The following is a 23,662-nucleotide window of genomic DNA, read 5'->3' as shown; positions in this document are numbered from 1 at the left end:
TTTACGCATAGTAATCACTAAAAGTCAAAAACTAAAGTATCAGGAAAAATAAGGAGGATTAGGATGTCCGATTACCGGCTGGAATTTGGTACCCCTTCAGGTCCTAATGATACGGATAGGCTACATAGCCTTCTGTCAGTGGTAACCCACGAGGACGATTTGGCAATTACCATGAATAATGACAAAGAACAGATAGAACACATAGTGGATGTATTAAAGGACAACGAATTTGAAATTAAAACAAAAAGCAATAATACAGAAGATAAGTTTCACATACATGCCCGAAGAAAGGCATAAAAACCACATTTATTTGTAAAGCCGGAGATTTAATTCCGGCTTTATATTTTGTTAATAGTTTATTATTTGTATAAAACCAATCCCATATGGTATAATAAATTAGTATTATTACCAGGTAATAATTTTGGAAGGTGATAAAATGGATTTCAAAGAAATAAAAGATATAATTGAGCTGGTAGGAAAGATGGGATTTGCAGGTTTTGAACTTGAAAAAGGTGATGTTAAGCTTAAGATAAGCTGTAATAATAACGTTAACACCGGAGTAGATATAAATAATTTAAATAATGTATATCCAACATACGCAGATATTTCGCAGTCACAGACTGAAAATACTATGATGGAGGATATAGATGTCATCAAATCTCCAATGCTGGGTACCTTTTATATTACTCCTTCTCCCGATTCAGAACCATATGTAGCGCCGGGAATGCGGGTAACAATCGGAGATACCATATGCATCATTGAAGCAATGAAGGTTATGAATGAAATAACGTCTGAATACGATGGTGAAATAGTTGAGATACTTGTGAACAACGGTGAACTGGTAGAGTATGGTCAACCACTCATGGTAATAAGGAAATAGAGGGGTGTGGCTGATGTTTAAAAAAATATTGGTAGCCAACAGAGGTGAAATCGCAGTCAGGGTTATAAGAACCTGCAGGGAAATGGGCATTAAAACCGTTGCCATTTATTCTGAGGCCGACAAGGAATCAATGCACAGATATCTTGCAGATGAGTCTGTGTGTATTGGACCGGCTCAGCCTTTGAAAAGCTATCTAAATATACCTGCAATTATAGAGGCTGCTAAAGCTACAGCCTGTGATGCTCTTCATCCTGGTTTTGGCTTTTTATCAGAAAATGCTGAATTTGCTCGGCTTTGCGATGAAAAAGGAATTAAATTTATCGGTCCGACGGGTGAACATATTGAAAAGATGGGAAACAAGTCTTACGCAAGAAAAATAATGATAGAAAACCGGGTGCCTGTGGTACCAGGCAGTGATGGTATTGTTAATGATGCAAAAAAAGGCTTAAAAGTTGCAAGAGAAATAGGTTATCCTGTTATAATAAAAGCTTCTTCAGGCGGAGGCGGAAAAGGCATGAGGATTGCCAACGATGATGATGAGTTTGATAAATACTTCATCATGTGCCAGGCCGAAGCAAAGTCATCCTTTAATGATGCTTCAGTTTATGTAGAGAAATATGTATTAAGTCCAAAGCATATAGAATTTCAGATACTTGCAGACAGTTACGGAAATATCGTGTATCTTGGGGAGAGAGATTGCTCCATACAAAGAAAGCATCAGAAGATGATAGAAGAAGCACCTTCAGTAACATTAAATGAGAATTTGCGCAAGTATATGGGAGAAGCCGCAATTTCTGCCGCCAGGGCAGTAGGCTATGTAAATGCGGGGACAATTGAGTTTCTTGTGGACAAAGATAATAATTTTTATTTTATGGAGATGAATACCAGAATACAGGTGGAGCATCCCGTTACTGAATACGTAACGGGAATAGATATCGTAAAAGAGCAAATAAGGGTAGCTTCAGGCCAAAAATTATCACTGTGCCAGAAGGATATAAAGCTTCAGGGTCATTCCATAGAATGCAGAATTAATGCCGAAGATGTAAAGGCAGATTTTCGGCCCTGCCCCGGAACAATTATTTCATATCATGCTCCAGGCGGTTTTGGAGTGAGAGTAGACAGTTCTGCCTATGAGGGCTATACTATACCCCCTTTTTATGATTCCATGATTGCAAAATTAATTGTATGGGGTACAGACAGAAATGATGCTATAAACCGTATGAAAAGGGCCCTTGGAGAATTCATAATAGACGGGGTGGATACAAATATAGAATTTCAACTGCAGATTTTAAACAGCAAGGATTTTGTGGAAGGCAAGTTTGATACGTCATTTATATCAAATTTTAATGCCTAAGTCAGAGAGCGAGTGAGGGATTATGTTAAAGGACCTGTTTAGAAAAAGGCAATATGCAACAATTTCGCTTACTAAAGATGAAGTATATGGTGTGACTGCCAATTCAAATAATAAATCAGCTGAGGCTAATAAAGCCATTCCCCATAGTGAGAAAAAAACTCAGATTATAGTAGATGAAAATTCAATACAGTGCAAAAACTGTGAAAGCATTGTTTCAAAAGAAACAATGAAAAATAGCGCAAGTGTATGCCCTGTTTGCGGGCATCACGGAAGGATTGGCGCAAAAGTCAGGCTGGAATTAATTGCTGATTGTGATTCCTTTGAGGAATTGTATAAAAATATAGAGACATTAAATCCTCTTGAATATGCAGAATATGAAGAGAAAATAAAAAAATCCCGTGAGCAAAGCGGCCTTAATGAAGCAGTTTTAACGGGAAAATGCACTATCGATGGAATGAAAGCGCTTATTGGAATAATGGACAGCAATTTCATCATGGGAAGCATGGGCTCTGTTGTAGGTGAGAAGCTCACCAGGCTCATAGAAAAAGCAATGGATGATAAACTTCCGGTTATAGTGTTTTGTGCGTCCGGAGGCGCCAGAATGCAGGAGGGGATATTGTCCCTTATGCAGATGGCAAAGGTATCGGCTGCATTGAAAAAACTTTCGGATGGGGGTTTGCTTTTCATACCTGTGCTGACGGATCCAACTACCGGAGGTGTCACGGCCAGTTTTGCTATGCTGGGCGATATAATAATTGCCGAGCCGGGGGCTTTGATTGGATTTGCCGGCAAAAGGGTAATAGAACAGACTATAAGGCAAAAGCTGCCTGAAGGTTTTCAGACTTCAGAGTTTTTACAGGAACATGGATTTATAGATTTGATAGTTTCAAGGCATGATTTAAAGGACACCTTATCAAAGCTGTTGAAGCTTCACAACTAGGTTGGTGATATTATGGATAAAGCAACTAGTCATGAAAAATCGGTAAATGAGCTTGAAAGAAAGATAGCCGAGCTTAAGGAATTTGCAAAGGATACAGGTATTGATTTGTCATTGGAAATAATAAAGCTTGAAGAAAAGCTCACTGATAGTAAAAAAGATATATATGCCAATATGACCAGGTGGCAGAAGGTAGAGATTGCAAGACATGCAAACCGTCCTACATTTTTGGATTATGTGCCTTTAATAATGGAGGATTTCATTGAATTACACGGTGACAGAAGGTATGGAGATGATAAGGCTGTAGTTTGCGGAATTGCCGACTTTGATGGAATACCTGTCACTGTTATAGGCCAGCAGAAAGGAAGAAATACAAAAGAGAATATTGAAAGAAATTTCGGTATGCCAAATCCCGAAGGATACAGAAAGGCATTGAGGCAGATGAAACAGGCAGAAAAGTTTAACCGCCCTTGTTTAAACTTTATAGATACCTCCGGTGCATATCCGGGTATAGGAGCTGAAGAGAGGGGGCAGGGAGAAGCCATTGCCATGAATCTCTTCGAAATGTCCGCCCTGTCAATACCTACAATATCTATTGTTATAGGGGAAGGCGGCAGCGGCGGAGCTCTTGCTTTGGGGGTGGCAAACAAAGTTATGATGCTTGAAAATGCCATTTACTCTGTAATTTCTCCCGAAGGCTTTGCATCCATTGTTTATAAGGATTCATCGAGAAACATTGATGCGGCAGACGTACTAAAGCTTACTTCCAAGGACCTTCATAGCCTTGGAGTTATTGACAGGATAATTGAGGAACCATTGGGTGGTGCCCATAATGATATTGAAAAGACAGCTTTAAATATAAAAGTTGCAATAGAAGAAGAGCTTCAAAAATTGCTAAAACTGTCAAAGGCAGAGCTTATGGAGGACAGGTATAATAAATTCAGAAACATGGGAGTATACAAAGAATAGTAAATTGGAAAGCTGCTTTAAAAATAGCAGCTTTTCTTTTTCTACAAAGTGCAAAAAGTATTGTAACTTAATTTTAAGTTACGATACTTTTTTGTAGGAAGTTTTATGCAAAATAGCTAGAATGACTTTAAAAATAGATATTTTATCCGATATATAAATAAATATGTTTTTTACAAATGTTCTGTGGTTTGGAGGATGAGTACGGTGGAGAAGAGAAATAACAAATCTGTAGCTCTAATGTTTAGACGTAATTTTTTAACCATGATATTATTGATTATCCTTATGTCCATACCAACTTTTATGCTTTTAGCCATTGGTACAAAAAACTATTATGGTGATCCGGAAAATAAATTGTTTTTATATATTGCTACTGCAGTTTTAATACTGACTCTTATTGTTTTTGCGTATCTTTTGATAAGTATACATGATAAATTACCAAAGTCCATGGAAGAAGACAGCAAAATAGCACAATCAGGAGCAGCGGTTATTATGCCGTCTATGGTACAAAAAAGCAGAGAAACAAATGCTACAGTAGCGGAAAATGAAGATGTATTCAATAAATTCAATGGCCTGATACTTTTAATAGAGAATATGAACAAAAACGTATCATTCAAAGAAGTATTGGATTATATCTATAAATCTTTTTGGGAATTCATACCTTATACGTATATAGGCATTGCTCTGATTGGTGAAGACGGAAAAACAGTTAGGGCATCCTATGGTGTTACCAGCAAATATCATATGAATCTCCCCAAGAGACTTTTGGGTTATAAAACAGATATAGAAAACACAAGTCTCGGGAGAATATTGGATAGCGGTAAAGAAAGGATTATAAATGACCTTGAGGAATACCTGGCAGATAAACCAAAGAAGGATTATAATGCTGTCCTTATAGAAGAAGGAATCAGGGCTTCAATAACATTTCCTCTTAAAAATAACGGCAGGAATGTCGGTATAATATTTTTTTCAAGCAATAAAAAGAATATATACAAAAAAGAGCATGTTGAGTTTTTGAGGACAATAGCCAACAGCATTACCTTGTGCCTGGAAAAGAGCATATTTTTTGATGATATGATAATCGGCTCAATTCAAGCTCTTGCAAGGCTAGCAGAACAAAGGGATTCGGAAACAGGCGAGCATATTTTCCGTATGAAAACTTATTCCAGGGTCATCGCAGAGCTGTTGTATGAGGAAGAAAAATACAGAAATGTGATAAATGTTGATTATATAAATAGTATTGAAAGATTAAGCCCCCTCCATGATATAGGGAAGGTAGGCATAAGAGATGATATCCTCTTAAAACCCGGAAAGCTTACAAGAGATGAGTTTGAAATCATGAAATTTCATACGGTATACGGCGGCTGGGTTTTAAAAGATGCCGAAGATACGGTGAAAAAGTGGGGAAGGAGTATATTTAAAATTGGCATCGAAATAGCCGAGTGCCATCATGAAAAGTGGGATGGTACCGGCTATCCTAACGGCCTTATGGCAAACGAAATACCATTAAGTGCAAGAATAGTTGCCGCTGCCGATGTGTTTGACGCATTGACAAGCAAAAGAATCTATAAGGAGGCCTATCCCTTTGAAGAATCATTAAATATTATAATCGAGGGATCCGGCAAGCATTTTGATCCTAATATATCAGAGATATTTAAAAAACATAGTTCCAGCATTAGAGAAGTTTATGATGAATTTAAAAATTCACAAATTCTTTAATATAAAATCATGAGAAATCAATAGAATGACAGCAAAAGTATAAGAGATATTGGTATAAGCTGATTTATTCGGCAAAAATAAACTGTAGATTCGGATATATTGGTAATATGAGCATTGAATTCTTATGCAGATGGAATATAATTATAATAAAAGTCAAAGAAAGTCAAAGTCAGGAGAGATGATTAATGGCAAGACTATCTGATATAATTGAAGAATTTATAAAGCAGCTTTTGAACAATTCTCAGGATGACATATTGGAAATCCAAAGAAACGAGCTTGCCAATAAGTTCAGCTGCGCTCCGTCCCAGATAAATTATGTACTTATGACCAGATTTACTGTTGACAGAGGCTATTATATCGAAAGCCGCAGAGGCGGCGGAGGTTCAATCAGAATAACAAGGGTAAGTCTGGATAATAACGCATATTTCAAGGACTTAATCAGTGACAGAATAGGGCAGTCCATATCCCAGAGCTCGGCAGAATCTTATATAGATGCGTTTTTAGAACAAAATCTCATAACTCCAAGGGAAGCTGCATTGATGAAAGCAGCAGTAAACGATAAGGCTATAAATATTCAATCCCCTGATAAGGATTCAATCAGAGCAAGTCTTTTAAAATCCATGCTCATAGTGCTATTATATTAAGCTCTAACATTAATAAGGAGGTAATTGTATGCTTTGCCAGATATGCAACAAGAGACCGGCAAATGTGCATATGACCAAGATCGTAAATGGAGAAAAAACCGAGCTCCATATATGCGAACAATGTGCGAGAGAAAAAGAAAACAACCCAATGAACGATGCCCCTTTTTCTTTCTCCAATATAATTTCCAGTCTTATGGATTTTTCAGGGTCAGGTGCCATGCCTTATACACCAAAGGAAAATATAAAATGCCCTCAATGCGGGCTTGATTACGCAGAATTTAAAAAGACAGGAAGATTTGGCTGCAGCAATTGCTATGAATCCTTTGGAAACAGGCTGGAACCACTGCTTAAAAGAATACACGGAAACACCCAGCATACGGGGAAAGTACCAAAAAGAACAGGCGGCATTATAAAAATAAAAAGGGACATTGAAAAATTACGATATGAACTTAAAAGAGCCATAGATAATGAGGAATATGAAAAAGCAGCAGAATTAAGGGATAAAATTAAGAACCTGGAAAGTCAGGATATGAAATAGGAGGGATATGATGGGTAACTGGATAGAATCCAAAGGACCGGACAGCAATATTGTTCTTTCGAGCAGAATAAGGCTTGCAAGAAATATTAGCGGATATCATTTTCCCCATGTAATGAATGATGAAGAATCAAAAAAGATTATCAAAAAGCTGAGTACATTCATGCTTAAGGAAAATAGAATGCCTGCGGGAAACTTTCAATTGATCGAGATGGCAGATATATCACATATTGAGCGGATGTCCTTGGTCGAAAAGCATGTAATAAGCCCCAGGCTGGCGGAAAATTATAAAAATTCAGCCGTCATTGTAAATGATGATTCAACAGTGAGCATAATGATTAATGAGGAAGACCATATAAGGCTTCAGACCATTAATCCCGGCCTGCAATTATGGGAAGCTTACAAGCTTGCTGATAATATAGATGATACGATAGAAGAAAGACTGGATTATGCATTTGATCAGCGTGCAGGTTACTTAACAGTTTGTCCTACGAACATAGGAACAGGCATAAGAGCATCGGTTATGATACACCTGCCGGCACTGTCAATGACAAAGAATTTGAACGAAATACTAAATGCAATAACACAGGTAGGCCTTACAATAAGAGGAATATATGGGGAGGGTTCTAATACCCAGGGCAACCTATACCAGATTTCAAATCAGATAACCTTAGGACTGTCGGAGGAAGAGATAATATCAAATCTGGCGGCAGTTACAGGGCAAATAATCAATATGGAGCGAATTGAAAGGGCAAAGCTTTTACAATCCGGAAGGGCAAGGATGGAGGACAGCATATGGAGAGCCCTTGGAATACTCCAGAATGCCAGGGTGCTGTCAAATAATGAATCTTTAGGATTAATGTCTAATGTCAGACTGGGAATAGAGCTCGGAATAATAAAGGATATAGACATTACAACTTTAAATAAGCTGATGATAAATACTCAGCCGGCAACATTGATTAAACTTGAGGGCAAAGACCTCGATACCGAATCTAGAGATGTAAAAAGAGCAAAATATGTAAGAGAAAATTTAAAATGAGGTGATTAAATGTTATATGGAAGATTTACCGAACGCGCACAAAAGGTACTGCTTTTAGCGCAGGAAGAAGCCCAATATTTTGACCATAGCTATGTAGGTACTGAACATGTACTCTTAGGAATAATAAAAGAAGGCGAAGGCAACGCATCCAACATATTAAAAAGGATGGGCGCAACCCTTGAGAAAGTAAGGGAACAGGTAGAGGCACTGGAGGGAAAAGGCGTACCCTCAATGTATCAAAGCGAAATAGCATTAACTCCAAGAACTAAGAGGCTTCTGGAACTTTCCATAATAGAAGCCAGAAATTTAGGACACAATTACGTTGGCCCTGAACACATGCTCTTAGGTCTTATAAAAGAAGGAGAAGGAGTGGCAGTCACTGCTCTTCAAGCTCTTGGCGTGGACTTTAACAAAATACGGGAAGAAATAATAAAGAGCTTAAGCGAGACCATACCCGGAAAGAAAAACGAAGCGGTTCATAAAGATACCAGCACACCCACTCTTAATGAGCATGGCAGGGATTTGACGGAAATGGCAAGGGAAGGCAAGCTCGATCCGGTTATAGGCAGAGAAAATGAGACAGAAAGATTGGTTGAAATACTGTCAAGAAGAACCAAGAACAATCCGGTTTTAATAGGCGAGCCCGGAGTCGGAAAGACAGCAGTGGTTGAGGGATTAGCCCAGAGGATTGTTGACGGCAGAATTCCTGAAATACTTAAAGATAAAAGAGTAGTTACCCTTGATTTATCATCAATGGTGGCAGGCTCCAAATACAGAGGCGAATTTGAAGAAAGACTTAAAAAGGTCATGGTTGAAATTAAAAAATCTGGCAATGTAATACTCTTCATAGACGAAATGCACACAATTATAGGCGCTGGTGCTGCCGAAGGGGCAATTGATGCATCCAACATTTTAAAACCTGCATTGGCAAGGGGAGAAATACAGTGCATCGGTGCAACAACCATCGATGAATACAGAAAGCATGTAGAAAAGGATTCGGCACTGGAGAGAAGGTTCCAGCCTGTAATGGTTGGTGAACCCGATAAAGCAGCTGCTGTTGAAATATTAAAAGGATTAAGAGATAAATATGAAGCACACCACAGAGTAAAAATAACCGATGAAGCCATAGCTGCAGCAGTCAGTTTATCCGACAGGTATATCACAGACAGGTATCTTCCCGATAAGGCCATTGACCTTATTGATGAAGCTGCATCAAGGGTAAGGCTTCAGGTCTTTACAGCACCTCCCGACCTCAAAGAAGTTGAAGGCAGGATACTTGAACTGGAAAAGGAAAAGGAAGAAGCCATAAGAAGCCAGGACTATGAAAAGGCAGCAAGGTTAAGAGATGAAGAAAAGGAATTGAAGGAAAAGCTGGATAGCTTAAAGGGCAACTGGAGACAGCAGAGCGAGAACACCATGCCTATAGTGGGTGAAGAAGAAATAGCAGGAGTAGTTGCAAAATGGACCAATATCCCTGTAAATAAACTTACGGAAAAAGAATCAGAGCGGCTTTTAAAGCTTGAAGAAATACTCCATAACAGGGTTATAGGGCAGGAGGAGGCAGTAAGAGCCGTCGCAAGAGCTGTGAGAAGGGCGAGAGTCGGGCTTAAAGACCCTAAGAGGCCAATAGGCTCCTTCATATTCTTAGGTCCTACAGGAGTGGGGAAAACAGAGCTGTCAAAGGCCCTTGCCGAAGCAATGTTCGGTGATGATACGGCCATGATTAGAATAGATATGTCAGAATATATGGAAAAGCATACGGTGTCAAGGCTGATTGGATCTCCTCCCGGATATGTGGGATTTGACGAAGGCGGACAGCTGACAGAAAAGGTCAGAAGGAATCCATATTCGGTGCTGCTGTTTGACGAAATAGAAAAAGCCCATCCCGATGTGTTCAATATACTTCTTCAGATACTGGAAGACGGAAGGCTGACTGACGGCAAAGGAAAGACCGTTGATTTTAAAAACACCATAGTTATAATGACATCAAACGTAGGCGCCCACACCATAAGAAAGCAGAGAACTTTAGGCTTTGCCGTAAGCGAAGTGGAAAAGGAAGCCTCCTATGAGAAAATGAAGGAAAATGTCCTTGATGAATTAAAGCACACCTTCAGGCCGGAGTTCTTAAACAGGCTGGATGAAATAATAGTATTCCACCAGCTGGAAGAGGCCGACTTAAGCCAAATTGTCGACCTCATGTTAAAGGATGTGGCTAAGAGGTTAGATGAGCTTGAAATTAACGTGGAATTTGACGAGGATGCCAAGAAAAACCTTACTAAAGAAGGATTTGACTTAAATTACGGTGCAAGGCCTCTAAGAAGGGCGATACAAAAAATTGTGGAAGACAAATTGTCAGAAGAGATGCTAAAAGGTACAATTCAAAAAGGTGACAGCATAATTGTACGGGCAGATGGCGATAAACTGGACTTTGCTAAAAAATAGCTGAACTTAAGTGCGGCGCACATAAAACCTCCATATCAAAAGATGTGGAGGTTTCTATTTATGCATATATTGGTATAATTAAAATGATGTTAAAAAGTTGGTATCATCAGAGGGGTAATTAAGTATGAAAACAAAAACTATTTTTGTATGTAATGACTGCGGATATGAATCACCGAAATGGATGGGAAAATGTCCGGGCTGTGGAAGCTGGAATTCCTTTACCGAGGAAATAGAAGGGGAAAGCAGCCAGCAGCTGTTTAAAAATGAGTCGTCTCCAAAAAAACTTGCCTCTATTGAAATAGAAGAAGAGGACAGATATAAAACTGGAATGGGTGAATTAGACAGAGTATTAGGAGGAGGCATTGTTAAAGGCTCTCTTGTTTTAGTGGGAGGAGACCCGGGAATTGGAAAATCGACTCTTTTGCTTCAAATATCCGATAGTATAGGCAAAGCAAATAAAACCATACTATATGTATCTGGAGAAGAATCGGAAAAACAAATAAAATTAAGAGCCGCCAGGCTTAAAATTGACTCTGATAATCTATATATAGTATCAGAGACAGATATATCAATAATAGAAAAATATATACATGATTACAAACCATCGGTAGCCATAATTGATTCCATTCAAACGGTATACAGGGGGGACCTCACCTCGGCTCCCGGCAGCGTAAGTCAGGTAAGAGAGGCAACGTCCACCCTCATGAGGATAGCAAAATCAACAAACACAGCAGTGTTTATTGTAGGCCATGTTACAAAGGAAGGTGCCATAGCAGGACCCAGGGTTTTAGAACATATGGTGGATACTGTGCTGTATTTTGAGGGTGAAAGACATCATACATACCGTATTCTAAGGACCGTTAAGAATAGATTTGGTTCCACAAATGAGATCGGAATATTTGAGATGAGGGATGCAGGCTTAGTCGAGGTTATGAATCCTTCGGAAATGATGCTGTCAGGCAGACCCAGTGGAGTTCCGGGTACAGTTGTGGTGTGCAGTATGGAGGGTACCCGTCCTATGTTAATTGAGCTTCAGGCATTGGTAAGTCAAACGGGTTTTGGTATGCCAAGGCGTATGGCGACAGGAATTGATTATAACAGGGTGGTATTGCTTATGGCTGTACTGGAAAAAAGGGTGGGCTATGAGCTTCAAACCTACGATGCCTATGTAAATGTGGCAGGAGGAATAAAGATTGATGAACCTGCAGCTGATTTAGGCATAATATGTTCCATAGCCTCCAGCTTCAAAAACAGCAATATTAATTCTAAGATGATTGTTTTGGGAGAAGTAGGTCTAACGGGGGAAGTAAGAGGAATAAGCTTTATTGAAAAAAGAGTACAGGAAGCCTTAAAGCTGGGATTTGATACAGTGGTCATACCGGAGGATAACTTAAAAGCCGTGAAGGATATAAAAGGTATGAAAGTATTAGGAGTCAAGGATGTGTATGAAGCTCTTGATATAGTTTTAGGAGGGTAATAATGCAGGGCAGAATGAGGGAAAAGGAATTTTTAAGCATATTAAGAATGGTATCCCCGGGAACACCGCTAAGAGACGGTCTGGATAATGTGCTTCGTGCGAAAACCGGGGCTTTAATTGTCATAGGGGACAGTGAGGAGATTTTGCGCCTGGTTGAGGGGGGCTTTAATTTAAACAGCGAGTATTCCCCTTCATACCTTTATGAACTTGCGAAAATGGACGGCGCCATAATATTAAGCTCTGATCTTAAAAAGATTCTATATGCAAATACCCACCTGATTCCCGATCCTTTTATAACAACAAAAGAGACGGGAACCAGGCATCGAACTGCAGAAAGGGTGGCAAAACAGACAAATGCTGTTGTAATATCCATATCCCAGAGAAGAAATATTATAACCATATATAAAGGAAGTATGAAGCATGTCTTAAAGGATACATCCATAATAATTGCCAATGCAAATCAGGCTATTCAAACTCTGGAAAAGTACCGTTCTGCTTTTGACCAGGCCATGAATAATTTATCTGCGTTGGAATTTGAGGATCTTGTGACTTTATATGACGTCTCTTTGGCAGTGCAGAGATCTGAGATGGTATTGAGAATAGTGGATGAGCTTGAAAAATATATTTATGAGCTTGGAAATGAAGGCCGTTTAATAAGCATGCAGATGAGCGAGCTGGTTAATAATGTTGAAGCAAACAGTGTCCAGCTTATAAGAGATTATATATACCCTATGGATGCCCTATACAGGGATAGTCTTCATAATATCGCTTTGATGTCCGACGATGAGCTTTTGGATCTTTTGGCAATATGCGGCAACATTGGATATGCAGGGGATGTAGGAGTCCTTGATCAGCCTGTATCTTCAAGGGGATACAGAATATTGAACAAAATACCCAGGCTTCCTTCGGGAGTAATAGATAATTTAATCAGCACCTTCGGAAATTTTCAAAATATATTAAAGGCTTCCAACGAGGAGCTTGACAATGTGGAAGGTATAGGCGAAATCAGGATAAAGGCAATAAAGGAAGGCTTAAGAAGACTAGAAGAACAGGTGCTTTTAGACAGGCATATATAAAATTAAAAAACCCGCATTATGCGGGTTTACCTAAGATTATATCTGCCAAGCATCATTAATTTGCTGTACTCTTTTAAAATAACGTCATACATATTAATATCAAGTACATTACAAAGTGAAGCGACATAATATAAGTTACTGCCAATTTCTTTTTCAAGCACCTCTCTGCATTTCTCGCAAAGGGCTCCATCAATGTGGTTGCTCATACATTTATTAAAATCATCAAGAGTCATATCTTCAGGTATTTCAGCAGGAAATTCCTGCTTCTTTGCCTTTATCTCTATACATCCGCATGAAGTGATGGATTTGGATAGAGCCCTGTTTATTCTGGCACCTGACTCCTGTAATTTTGATAAAACATCCATTATGCTTTTATGCCTTATTAGGGATTCTGATACAATATTTTGAAAATCGTCAATAATAACATCTTTCATTATTAATTCACTCCCTGGCAGCTTTTAGTTATTTAAGATAATTATAGTTTTTATTTACTGTATTTGTCAATCTATCTCAAGAGTAATATAAAACTTAATTTTATATATTTCTTATTTAGAGCGTAGTTTTATAGTGTAATTTACAAAAGTTCAGCGAACTATTAAAATTATTTGCGGTATTTACAAAGTTGCTTTATCATAATTACCCCTTGGTGAGTATTCTGGTATTAGAACTATAATTCAAGGGGTGGATGCATATGTTTAATATTGGCGATAAAATAGTATATCCCGTATATGGTGCAGGTATAATTGAATCTGTAGAGGAAAAGGAGATACTGGGTGAAAAAAAGAAATATTACATTTTGAGAATTCCAATAGATGATATGAGAGTTATGATACCCATGGACTCAATGGATGATTTTAGAATAAGGAATGTAATAAGTTATAATGAACATTATGAGGTATTGGATGTTTTCAGGCAAAAGACATCGGATAGTCTGGACAATTGGAGCAAAAGATACCGCAATAATATGGATAAAATAAGAAGCGGTAACATCTATAGTATCGCCGATGTTATTAAAAATCTGATGATAAGGGATAGGGAGAAAGGTTTGTCACCGGGAGAGAAAAAAATATTAGAAAATGCCAAGCAAATACTCTTCAGTGAACTGATTGTGGTAACAGGTTTGAAATTCTATGAAATAGACAGGATAATTGAAGATACTCTATTCGGTGAGGACAGTTAATAAATATTTAAGGTTTAATTAGGTTGAATTTTTTCGGTATATATAATATATTAAAATTAATACCCATGGAGATATTATGGTAATTTACAGCGATATTTTGAAATATTGTTTAATGTATAAAGTATTTGTAAATACTAAGATAAGGAGGTGAAGCTTTTGCTAAATAAAATAATTCGAATATTGTTTTCGATAATCGGACTTATTCTTGGATTTACGTTATCGTTAACATTGCTGAGAACAGACTTTATACAGAATTTGGCTATTATTCAACAAGGTAGTTTCAATGAAATATTGTTTTTTGTTATAGGGACCCTTTTAGGCGGAATAATATTTTTTATAGTGTCACCTTTGATAGTAACACTGGTACGAAAGATTACGGAATTTATTGAAACCAGCATTCAAAAGATGCCTATGAACGACATTTTTCTGGCTATCTTCGGATTGATTATCGGGTTGGTCATTACCAATCTTTTTGCAGGTTCCCTGAACAATTTACCTTATAATATTGGCACAATTCTGGTTCTCATATTGAATATTGTATTGGGATCAATCGGTGCCAATATAGCAATAAAGAGGAAAGAAGAACTTTATAACTTATTTTCTTTCTTTAAGAAAATAGGCAATAAGCAAAAAGCTCAAAAAGGTGAACATAGAGTACAGCCTAAAGTATTAGATACAAGTGTAATAATTGATGGCAGAATTTTTGATATCTGCCAGACAGGATTTGTGGAAGGCCCTCTTGTCATACCGGGATTTGTTTTGGAGGAATTACGCCATATTGCCGATTCTTCCGATTCGCTTAAAAGGAATCGCGGAAGAAGGGGTTTGGATGTTTTAAACAGAATCCAGAAAGAACTTAACATTCCCGTTGAAATGGTGGAGAAAAATTTCGAAGGTGCCGTGGAAGTGGATATAAAGCTTTTAAAGCTTGCCCAGATGCTAGGAGGCAAGGTTGTTACAAATGACTATAATCTGAACAAGGTAGCAGAATTTCAGGGCGTGGATGTGTTGAATATAAACGAACTTGCCAATGCAGTAAAGCCTGTGGTATTACCCGGTGAAGAAATGCTCATTCAGGTTATAAAGGACGGTAAGGAAACAGGGCAGGGTATTGCTTACTTAGACGACGGAACCATGATAGTCGTTGACGGAGGCAGAAAATATATAGGTGAAAACATAGAAGTAGTAGTGACCAGTGTGCTTCAAACTGCCGCAGGCAGGATGATTTTCGCAAAGCCTAAGGCACAAATGGATAAAGCAGTTTAACTATAAATTCCGTGGAAACACGGAATTTATTTCAATTTTTTGTAGCTTTATTGTTTAGCAAAAGGGGGAAGAAATTTGTACGGAGGTTTAAGTATAGGTGCTGTAGTTGTAGCAGCCGGCAAAGGTAAAAGGATGGGAGCAGAAGTAAATAAGCTATTCCTTGAAATAAATAATAAGCCTGTTTTAGCATATACACTTGAGGCTTTTGAGTCCTCACAATATGTGGACAGTATTATTATAGCGGCAAATGAAAATGAAATGGATTATATAAAAAAAGATATAATCGACAGATATAAGATAAATAAGATAAAAAAATCCATCAGCCTGGTTGCGGGAGGAGAAATAAGGCAGCAATCCATAATTAAAGGATTAAGTGAATTGAAGGGCGCTTGTGATATTATAGTAACCCATGACGGTGCAAGACCTCTCGTAACATCTCAAATAATTGACTTGAGTGTTGAGGAAGCAGAAAAATATGGTGCTGCGGCCTGTGCCGTTCCCCTTAAAGACACAATCAAGGTAGTGGATGAAGAAGGCTTTGTATTAAGCACACCGGAAAGAGCTACTTTATACGCTATACAAACTCCTCAGACCTTTAAATTTGATATACTTTTCAGTGCCCATAGAGAAGCTGTAAAAAATGAATTTATAGGGACAGATGATACCGTTCTTGTGGAAAGACTGGGTTTTAAAATAAAATTATTTTCAGGAAGCTACGAGAATATAAAAGTTACGACTCCCGAGGATATATACATTGCTGAAGCAATATTGAATAACAGAAAGAGGGGGTAAATATATGAGAGTCGGAATGGGATACGATGTACATAAGCTAGTTGTAGGACGGGACCTTATAATAGGCGGAATTAAAATAGAATTTGAAAGGGGGCTTTTAGGTCATTCGGATGCGGATGTTTTAGTTCATGCCATCATGGATGCGCTTTTAGGAGCAGCCGCATTAGGAGACATTGGCAGGCACTTCCCCGATGCTGAAGAAAAGTACAGAGGAATATCAAGTATTGAATTGCTTCATAATGTAAATTGCCTCCTTAAAAAAGAAGGATGTATAGTAAATAATATCGATGCTACCATAGTGGCACAAAGGCCTAAAATGGCACCTCACATAGAAGATATGAGGCTTAGTATTTCAAAGGCCTTGGAAATTGACATAAAATGTGTAAATATCAAAGCTACCACTGAGGAAGGCCTTGGATTTACAGGCAGCGGGGAAGGAATTTCTGCCATGGCGATTGCAAGCATAGATGAGATTAAAGTTTAGCGTCAATAAAGGGAAAGGATATGATTTACATATGAGAGTATCTTCATTGCTTATGCCCACTTTAAAAGAAGCGCCGGCAGATTATGTAACATTAAGCAGCCGTCTTATGGCGAGGGCAGGCCTTGTAAGAAGGATTTCACCCAGATTGTATAATTATCTTCCTTTAGGCCTTAAAGTGCGAAGTAAGATAGAGGAATCCTTAAGGAGGGAATTAGAAAAGTTAAGGAGCCAGGAGATAGATATACCTGGCCTTGTATATAAGGAAACCCCGGAAAATTCTCATTTTTTTGTGGATATATTAAAAAAGGATGTTAAATCCTACCGGGCATTTCCATTGTATCTGTATCGCATAGGACAGATATTAAATACAAGAGAAAAAGGGCGGGATACTTTTATAAATTCCAGAGTATCCTATGCGATGGAAGCATACTTCTTTGAGAAGGACAATAGAAATAGCGAAACATCATACGAAATCATATATAAGCTGTTTTCGAATGTACTGGGCAGGTTGAATATGAGATATTGTATAACAAGCTATGATGAATTTAACACTCAAGAGTTTATAACTCATAGCCATGAAGGAGAAGATGAGTTTATAACTTGCAGCCAGTGCGACTACATAGCAGATGTAAAAACAGCAAAATGTCTTCCGGAGGGGGGAAATTCCGAGGAGTTTTTAAAGCTTGAAAAGATTTCAACTCCGGATATTAAGACTATAGATGAGCTTAAAGCTTTTTTACAAATTGATGCAAAAAAGCTTGTCAAAACCCTGATCTATAAAATTGACGGAAAAACTGTGGCGGCACTGATAAGAGGAGACAGATCACTAAATGAAAAGAAACTTTTAAGGCTTATAAAAGGAAAGTCCATAGTGATGGCGGATAAAGACGTCGTTGAAAAAGTCACTGATGCTGAATTGGGTTTTGCAGGCCCTATTGGGATAAAAGCAGATATATTGGTTGCAGATGATGAAGTTTTAAACATGAAAAATTGGGCGGCAGGAGCAAACGATACAGGTTACCATTATATAAACGTGAATTACGGCAAAGATTTTACGGCAGATATTATAGGGGATTTAAAGGTCTTTACGGAGAAGGATAATTGCCCATATTGCAGCAGCCCCGTTAGTTTTAAAAAAGGAATAAAAATAGGTCATTTGTCAAAAATAGGCACTGAACTGGCAGGTTCAATAAATGCCTATTATATTGACGAAGACGGAAGTGAAAAATACTCTCATGCTTTGGAGCTTTCCATGGATATTGACCGGATAATAGTGTCCATAATAGAACAGCACAATGATGAAAGCGGTATTATCTGGCCGATACTTGCAGCACCATTTGATGTGGTTATCATACCGGTTATTTCAGTTAATGAGGAGCAGGTGAAATTATCTGAGAGCATATATGAAAACCTGGTTGAAATGGGTTTCAATGTCCTTTTGGATGACAGGAACGAGCGGGCCGGAGTAAAATTCAAAGATGCCGACCTTGTTGGAATCCCTATAAGGATTACTGTGGGCAAAAAAGCAGGCGAAGGCATTGTGGAATATAAGAAGAGAACAGACATAGCTCCTGTGGATGTTAAAGTCGAGGATGTTTATCCAAAAATAAAGAAAGAATTTGACATACATATGGACAACCTTTAAAGGATGTAGGAAATATTGACAGGATAGAAAAATTGAATGAACAAATACAAAATCAGCTAAATCTAATGTATTCCATAAAGTAAAACTTTTAGTTTATGTTATGTAATTTGACAATTTGGGCAAACTAATTTATGTAAGGTAATCAATAATCCTTCATATTGGCTCATTCAAAAACGGCAGCAATACAGAATTGTATCTGCTGTTTTTGATGTAAAGAATATAATAATATAGCAGTTATTTTATAATTGTAGACAAAATTAAGTCAATAGAATAAAATATGTAAAAGAAAGGTGTAAATACTTTGAGTGGGAAGTGTAGGTATTTAAGGTCCTAAGAGAGCAGTCGCCATGGCTGAAAGCAACTGCGGATACATATGCTGAAAGTGCGCCCAGGAGTATCAGGCTGGAAATAAGTATAGCCTGGCGGAGCCTCCCGTTAAAGAGATATGAGTCGGGTGAAAGCCTGAACAGAGTGGAACCGCGGATATACTTCGTCTCTGATATGAGAAGGAGTCTTATTTATTTTTTTGCATAGTAAATATAAGTTGCTTAATATTTAATAAGGAGAATTTTATATGGGAATCAAAATCTTTAATACTCTCACCAAGGCAAAGGAGGATTTCGTACCCTTAAAGGAAGGCGAAGTCTCCATGTATGTGTGCGGACCTACGGTATATAATTTTTTTCATATAGGAAATGCCAGGACATTTATTTCCTTCGATACCATACGACGCTATTTTGAATACAGAGGATATAAGGTTAATTTTGTGCAAAACTTTACGGATATAGATGACAAGATGATTAAGAAGGCTAATGATGACGGAATCACCGTAAAAGAATTGGGGGATAAATTCATAGAAGAATATTATAAGGACGCTGATGCATTGGGCTTGAAAAGAGCTACAATAAATCCGAGAGCAACAGAGCTTATAGATGAAATAATAGATTTTATAAAATCTCTGGAAGAAAAAGGTTTTGCTTATAATGTTGACGGAGACGTCTATTTTAATACCGTCAGATTCAATGAATACGGCAAATTGTCTCATCAAACCCTCGACGATTTAGAAGCCGGTGCCAGGGTGGATGTTGATGAAAGAAAAAAAGATCCCATGGATTTTGCTTTGTGGAAGAAAAAGAAGCCAGGTGAACCTTCCTGGGATAGCCCCTGGGGCCAAGGCAGGCCGGGATGGCATATAGAATGCTCAACTATGGCATCAAAGCTCTTAGGAGATACGATTGATATTCATGCAGGAGGTTCAGACTTAATATTTCCTCATCATGAAAATGAAATTGCACAAAGTGAGGCAAAGACGGGAAAACCCTTTGCCAGGTATTGGATGCATGGAGCATTCTTAAACATAAATAATCAGAAGATGTCTAAGTCTTTAAACAACTTTTTTACTGCAAGGGATATATTAAATGAATATGAGCCTGAAGTAATAAGGCTGTTCATGCTGTCAGGACATTACAGGACACCCCTTAATTTCAGCATGGACTTACTGGAGCAGTCAAAAGCCGGATTGGAGCGTTTTTATAACTCAATCAACAATCTTGAATACATTTTAGAGACGGTAGTGGATAGGGATTTAAACAGCGATGATTCTGAACTATTAAAGAGGATAGATGCTTATAAAGAAAGGTTTATTGAGGTTATGGATGATGACTTTAATACGGCTGACGGTATTTCTGTTATATATGACCTGGTAAGGGATGTAAATACAAACATAAAGCCTCAATCTCCCAAAATACTTATTAAAAAAGCCCTTGATATGATAAGGGAATTAGGAAAACCATTAGCCTTGCTTCAAAAGACAACTCAGGGCGAGCTGGATTTAGAAATTGAAAAGCTTATAGAAGACAGGCAGAAGGCCAGAAAGGAAAAAAACTGGGCTCTTTCAGATAAAATAAGGGACGACTTAAAAGCAAAGGGCATTATTCTTGAGGACACTCCTCAGGGAGTCAAGTGGAAGAGGATATAAAAGCCCAGCCTATTTATCAATAATAGAATTTTACGGATATCTGATTGTAAAGAAGCACAAGCTTTTTACAATCAGATATCTTTTAATTTTGTCATAATTTATGCAAAATAAATCGAATTACAAAGGAATTTTAGTTTTTATCTCGAAGTATCATATGTTTACTAATGAAAAGGCGCCTAAAAGGCTTAGATATGGGGGAAGTTAAGTGAGAATCACATGCAAAATTGTTCTAATCCTTATGTTGCAGTTTACATTAAGCTTTAGTCAAGCCTTTGCAAGCATACCTACAATTAGTTTTCAGGCTGAAGATAATTTTCCGCCTTTTAAATTTATACAAAATAACAGGTTTATGGGTTTTGAGGCAGATTTAAGCAATCTTATTTTTAGACCGGAGGATTATTACATAGAGTATTCTACAGATATATGGGAGAATGTATATACGAGATTAAAAAACGGGGAAATTGATACCGGAGGACTTGTAGCTGTAAGTGAAAAGAGAAAGAGTGAGGTTTTGTTTTCAAAACCCGTATTAAAGGCATATTACGCTATTTACACTAAAAAAGATATGGAACAGCTTAAGATTGAGGATCTTAAAAACTATTATGTAGGTGTAGGCAGGGTACAAAACTCCGAAGAGCTTTTGAAAACCCGGCTCAATATTATGAACTATTTTTCATATACAGACATAGAAAAGGCCATAGAGGCCCTAAACAGAGGAGAGATACAGGTTTTATTTGAAAGTCAGGAGGTAGTAAACTATTTTCTCATAAAGAAAGGGTTAAGTGGAGAAATAGTTCCAAGGGTTACCAACTTATATCCAACAGAAATAGTTTTCGGGGTGAGTAAAAAAAATCCTGCCTTGGTGGAATATATAAATAGGCGAATGGATGAGCTCCGGGCCAATGGAATATATGAAGAGCTTTATCAGAAGTATTTTTTTACACATTCAATATATTACAATGAGCTGCGTCAAAAGTGGCTGTATATATACGGTGTGATAATCCTCAGTGCCATAATGATCATTTTTACTCTATTGCATTTTTATATTATAAACCTTAAGAAAAAAATATACAAAGAGCAGGGCTTTTCCACCAGCATTGTGGAATCTGCCAATATATTTATACTCATCTGGAAAAAAGATGGCGCTTTGTTGAAGTTTAATAAATATGCCCAGAGAGTTACCGGCTTTTCACAGGATGAGGTTTGCGGTCGCAAGTGGATGACAACGATAATCCATGAAAGCATGCACTCCATGGTATTGAAAATGCTTGACTACAATGAGGATAAAAGCATGACTTCATTATATGAGATACCTGTATTATGTAAAGATAGCGGCAGTATCAATATTATCTGGAATAACAGCGCAATTTACAATGAGGATGAAAAACCTGAAATGGCTGTATTTATGGGTATAGATATAACGGAGCTCAAAAAAGCCCAGAATGAGCTTAAAAAAAGCTATAAAGAGCTAGAAACGGTATATGAGGAACTGGCTGTAGCCGAAGAAGAATTAAGAAATCAGTACGGAGAGCTGCAAAGCAGCAAGGAGGCATTGGAGGAGAGTCAGGGGCGCTACAAGCTGGCTGTGGATGGTGTCAATGACGGCGTATGGGACTTTGACTTTAAAACCGGCAAAGTTTTTTATTCAACAAGATGTAAAGAGATGCTGGGCTTTAATGAAGGTGAAGTAAAAGACGGCTTAAGAGCCTGGGCAAAATATATTCACCCTGAAGATATCAAGACATTTAAAACCATTATAATGGATCATTTTGAAGGGGAAAATGCCCACTACTCTCAGGAGCTAAGGCTTAAGACAAAGGATGGAGGCTATAAATGGATTTTATGCAGAGGAAAGGCCGTTTTTGACAGTGACGGAAAGCCCGTAAGAGCAGCCGGTTCTTTAACAGATATAGACGGAAGGAGAAAAGCTGAAGAGACCATTCATAATATGGCTTACTATGATATGCTGACGGGCTTGCCTAATCGTACTCTGCTCTATGAAAGGATATCTTCGGTATCATCACAGGCAGCAAGATTCAGCAGGAAATTTGCCATTATATTTATGGATCTGGATAATTTTAAATCTATAAATGATACCTTGGGACATGATTTAGGGGATAAGCTTTTAAAAAATATTGCGGATGTTTTAAAGGAGAATACCAAGGATAAGGGAATATTGGCGCGGCTTGGCGGTGATGAATTTGTGCTGCTTATTTCAAAAATGAAATCAATAGTTGATGTGACAGATGCAGCTGAAAAAATACTTGAAGTCCTTCAGAAGCCCGTAGAAGTTGAAGGCAGCGAATTATATATTACTTCCAGCATGGGCATTGCTATATACCCCGATGATGGCACAGATGCTAGGACCCTCCTTAAAAATGCGGATACTGCCATGTATTTTGCAAAGGAAACAGGTAAATGCAATTATAGGTTTTATTCAAGCGAAATGAATGACAAAATAGTAAATAAGGCAAATATGGAAATTAAATTAAGACATGCTGTAAAAAACAATGAATTGGGCGTATTTTACCAGTTGCAGGTGGATATTCAAACAGGTGCTGTTACGGGTGTTGAAGCTCTGGCAAGATGGGAACAATCAAAATATGATTTTGTTTCTCCCGATGATTTCATACCTTTAGCCGAAGAAACAAGCCTCATAGTGCCTATTGATGAGTTTGTGCTTAAAAATGCCTGTATGCAGAATAAGACATGGCAGGATATGGGTTATCCGCCGGTTCATGTTTCAGTTAATATTTCCGCACATCAGTTCCAGTATCAAAACATTATAGAAACCATAGGTTGTATACTGGACAAGACAGGTATGGATCCTAAGTGGCTGGTGGTGGAAATAACCGAGAGTGCAGCATTAAAGGATTTTGATTCTACCGTTAAAGTTATTAATAGGCTTATGGAAAAAGGTGTCCAGATATCCTTAGATGATTTTGGAACAGGATATTCGTCCCTTTATTACCTTAAGCAACTGCCTATAAACATGCTTAAAATAGATAAATCATTTGTTGCCGGTATAACAAGGGATCCAAAGGAAGAGAATATTATAAATGCGCTTATTATGCTGGCTCACAGTATGGGCATAAAAGTTGTGGCAGAAGGTGTTGAAACACAGGAGCAGCTTGAGTTTCTAAGGGACAAGGGCTGCGATATTGCTCAGGGATTCCTGTTTAAAAAGCCTATGCCTCCTAAAGATGTTGAGTATTTAATTAAGGCTGGAAAATTATAAGGCTATTTTG

General features: G+C 37.9%; 20 protein-coding genes and 1 other annotated feature. Of the genes, 19 read left to right on the top strand and 1 reads right to left on the bottom strand.

What is annotated here, in order from left to right; all coding sequences use genetic code 11:
- Positions 1-63 precede the first annotated feature (63 nt).
- From OXPF_RS19095 to disA, 12 genes are all read left to right on the top strand, one after another.
- Positions 64-297, top strand: coding sequence for a hypothetical protein (locus OXPF_RS19095; RefSeq protein WP_054876809.1), 234 nt, complete (start codon positions 64-66; stop codon positions 295-297).
- A 139-nt stretch (positions 298-436) separates the two neighbouring features.
- On the top strand, positions 437-880 hold the full coding sequence (gene accB / locus OXPF_RS19090) for an acetyl-CoA carboxylase biotin carboxyl carrier protein (protein ID WP_054876808.1): 444 nt from the start codon (positions 437-439) through the stop codon (positions 878-880).
- A gap of 13 nt (positions 881-893) precedes the next feature.
- Complete coding sequence (locus OXPF_RS19085; protein WP_054876807.1) at positions 894-2,234, top strand: acetyl-CoA carboxylase biotin carboxylase subunit; 1,341 nt, start codon at positions 894-896, stop codon at positions 2,232-2,234.
- 22 nt (positions 2,235-2,256) lie between these two features.
- Positions 2,257-3,174, top strand: a complete 918-nt coding sequence (gene accD / locus OXPF_RS19080) for an acetyl-CoA carboxylase, carboxyltransferase subunit beta (protein WP_054876806.1) — start codon at positions 2,257-2,259, stop codon at positions 3,172-3,174.
- 12 nt (positions 3,175-3,186) lie between these two features.
- Positions 3,187-4,140 (top strand): acetyl-CoA carboxylase carboxyltransferase subunit alpha, encoded by a 954-nt coding sequence (locus OXPF_RS19075; RefSeq protein ID WP_054876805.1) that lies wholly within the window; start codon positions 3,187-3,189, stop codon positions 4,138-4,140.
- Between the two features lie 204 nt (positions 4,141-4,344).
- Positions 4,345-5,856: an HD-GYP domain-containing protein gene (locus tag OXPF_RS19070; protein WP_054876804.1), complete on the top strand. Its 1,512-nt coding sequence runs from the start codon at positions 4,345-4,347 to the stop codon at positions 5,854-5,856.
- 185 nt (positions 5,857-6,041) lie between these two features.
- Positions 6,042-6,500: a CtsR family transcriptional regulator gene (locus OXPF_RS19065; RefSeq protein WP_054876803.1), complete on the top strand. Its 459-nt coding sequence runs from the start codon at positions 6,042-6,044 to the stop codon at positions 6,498-6,500.
- 28 nt (positions 6,501-6,528) lie between these two features.
- A complete protein-coding gene (gene mcsA / locus OXPF_RS19060; protein ID WP_054876802.1) occupies positions 6,529-7,038 on the top strand; it encodes a protein-arginine kinase activator protein McsA in 510 nt (169 codons plus the stop codon).
- A gap of 10 nt (positions 7,039-7,048) precedes the next feature.
- Complete coding sequence (locus OXPF_RS19055; protein WP_054876801.1) at positions 7,049-8,074, top strand: protein arginine kinase; 1,026 nt, start codon at positions 7,049-7,051, stop codon at positions 8,072-8,074.
- Positions 8,075-8,083: 9 nt separating this feature from the next.
- Positions 8,084-10,516, top strand: a complete 2,433-nt coding sequence (locus OXPF_RS19050) for an ATP-dependent Clp protease ATP-binding subunit (protein WP_054876800.1) — start codon at positions 8,084-8,086, stop codon at positions 10,514-10,516.
- Positions 10,517-10,640: 124 nt separating this feature from the next.
- Positions 10,641-11,993, top strand: coding sequence for a DNA repair protein RadA (gene radA, locus OXPF_RS19045; protein ID WP_054876799.1), 1,353 nt, complete (start codon positions 10,641-10,643; stop codon positions 11,991-11,993).
- A 2-nt stretch (positions 11,994-11,995) separates the two neighbouring features.
- Positions 11,996-13,069, top strand: a complete 1,074-nt coding sequence (gene disA / locus OXPF_RS19040; protein ID WP_423230589.1) for a DNA integrity scanning diadenylate cyclase DisA — start codon at positions 11,996-11,998, stop codon at positions 13,067-13,069.
- Positions 13,070-13,095: 26 nt separating this feature from the next.
- Here the strand turns inward: disA and OXPF_RS19035 are convergent, their stop codons facing one another.
- On the bottom strand, positions 13,096-13,503 hold the full coding sequence (locus tag OXPF_RS19035) for a nucleoside triphosphate pyrophosphohydrolase family protein (protein WP_054876798.1): 408 nt from the start codon (positions 13,501-13,503) through the stop codon (positions 13,096-13,098).
- A gap of 257 nt (positions 13,504-13,760) precedes the next feature.
- Here OXPF_RS19035 and OXPF_RS19030 point away from each other — a divergent pair, with 257 nt between their 5' ends.
- The 7 genes from OXPF_RS19030 to OXPF_RS19000 all read left to right on the top strand — a co-directional run bounded on the left by OXPF_RS19030 (position 13,761) and on the right by OXPF_RS19000 (position 23,652).
- Entirely contained in the window at positions 13,761-14,249 is a 489-nt protein-coding gene (locus OXPF_RS19030; RefSeq protein ID WP_054876797.1) for a CarD family transcriptional regulator, read from the top strand.
- A gap of 156 nt (positions 14,250-14,405) precedes the next feature.
- Complete coding sequence (locus OXPF_RS19025; RefSeq protein ID WP_054876796.1) at positions 14,406-15,515, top strand: PIN/TRAM domain-containing protein; 1,110 nt, start codon at positions 14,406-14,408, stop codon at positions 15,513-15,515.
- 75 nt (positions 15,516-15,590) lie between these two features.
- Positions 15,591-16,307 carry a 2-C-methyl-D-erythritol 4-phosphate cytidylyltransferase gene (gene ispD, locus OXPF_RS19020; protein WP_242854459.1) on the top strand — a complete coding sequence of 239 codons (717 nt, stop codon included), beginning with the start codon at positions 15,591-15,593 and terminating at the stop codon, positions 16,305-16,307.
- Positions 16,308-16,311: 4 nt separating this feature from the next.
- On the top strand, positions 16,312-16,791 hold the full coding sequence (ispF, locus tag OXPF_RS19015) for a 2-C-methyl-D-erythritol 2,4-cyclodiphosphate synthase (protein WP_054876795.1): 480 nt from the start codon (positions 16,312-16,314) through the stop codon (positions 16,789-16,791).
- Positions 16,775-18,436: a YbaK/EbsC family protein gene (locus tag OXPF_RS19010; protein ID WP_054876794.1), complete on the top strand. Its 1,662-nt coding sequence runs from the start codon at positions 16,775-16,777 to the stop codon at positions 18,434-18,436. Before ispF ends, OXPF_RS19010 begins: the two co-directional genes overlap by 17 nt.
- 292 nt (positions 18,437-18,728) lie before the next feature.
- Positions 18,729-18,937: a binding site (T-box leader), on the top strand.
- 79 nt (positions 18,938-19,016) lie between these two features.
- Positions 19,017-20,414, top strand: a complete 1,398-nt coding sequence (gene cysS / locus OXPF_RS19005) for a cysteine--tRNA ligase (protein ID WP_054876822.1) — start codon at positions 19,017-19,019, stop codon at positions 20,412-20,414.
- Between the two features lie 205 nt (positions 20,415-20,619).
- On the top strand, positions 20,620-23,652 hold the full coding sequence (locus OXPF_RS19000; protein ID WP_054876793.1) for an EAL domain-containing protein: 3,033 nt from the start codon (positions 20,620-20,622) through the stop codon (positions 23,650-23,652).
- The last annotated feature ends 10 nt before the right edge of the window (positions 23,653-23,662 follow it).

Source organism: Oxobacter pfennigii, from assembly GCF_001317355.1.
Taxonomy (GTDB): Bacteria; Bacillota; Clostridia; order Clostridiales; family Oxobacteraceae; genus Oxobacter; species Oxobacter pfennigii.
This window is presented reverse-complemented; position numbering and strand designations above follow the sequence as displayed.

Excerpts from the sequence above, each read along its gene's own strand:
- ispF (WP_054876795.1), top strand. The coding sequence starts at position 16,312 with ATGAGAGTCGGAATGGGATACGATGTACATAAGCTAGTTGTAGGACGG.
- accD (WP_054876806.1), top strand. The coding sequence starts at position 2,257 with ATGTTAAAGGACCTGTTTAGAAAAAGGCAATATGCAACAATTTCGCTT.
- OXPF_RS19035 (WP_054876798.1), bottom strand. The coding sequence starts at position 13,503 with ATGAAAGATGTTATTATTGACGATTTTCAAAATATTGTATCAGAATCC.
- accB (WP_054876808.1), top strand. The coding sequence starts at position 437 with ATGGATTTCAAAGAAATAAAAGATATAATTGAGCTGGTAGGAAAGATG.
- OXPF_RS19055 (WP_054876801.1), top strand. The coding sequence starts at position 7,049 with ATGGGTAACTGGATAGAATCCAAAGGACCGGACAGCAATATTGTTCTT.
- OXPF_RS19010 (WP_054876794.1), top strand. The coding sequence starts at position 16,775 with ATGAGATTAAAGTTTAGCGTCAATAAAGGGAAAGGATATGATTTACAT.
- disA (WP_423230589.1), top strand. The coding sequence starts at position 11,996 with ATGCAGGGCAGAATGAGGGAAAAGGAATTTTTAAGCATATTAAGAATG.
- OXPF_RS19075 (WP_054876805.1), top strand. The coding sequence starts at position 3,187 with ATGGATAAAGCAACTAGTCATGAAAAATCGGTAAATGAGCTTGAAAGA.
- OXPF_RS19065 (WP_054876803.1), top strand. The coding sequence starts at position 6,042 with ATGGCAAGACTATCTGATATAATTGAAGAATTTATAAAGCAGCTTTTG.
- OXPF_RS19085 (WP_054876807.1), top strand. The coding sequence starts at position 894 with ATGTTTAAAAAAATATTGGTAGCCAACAGAGGTGAAATCGCAGTCAGG.
- OXPF_RS19050 (WP_054876800.1), top strand. The coding sequence starts at position 8,084 with ATGTTATATGGAAGATTTACCGAACGCGCACAAAAGGTACTGCTTTTA.
- OXPF_RS19030 (WP_054876797.1), top strand. The coding sequence starts at position 13,761 with ATGTTTAATATTGGCGATAAAATAGTATATCCCGTATATGGTGCAGGT.
- OXPF_RS19095 (WP_054876809.1), top strand. The coding sequence starts at position 64 with ATGTCCGATTACCGGCTGGAATTTGGTACCCCTTCAGGTCCTAATGAT.
- radA (WP_054876799.1), top strand. The coding sequence starts at position 10,641 with ATGAAAACAAAAACTATTTTTGTATGTAATGACTGCGGATATGAATCA.
- mcsA (WP_054876802.1), top strand. The coding sequence starts at position 6,529 with ATGCTTTGCCAGATATGCAACAAGAGACCGGCAAATGTGCATATGACC.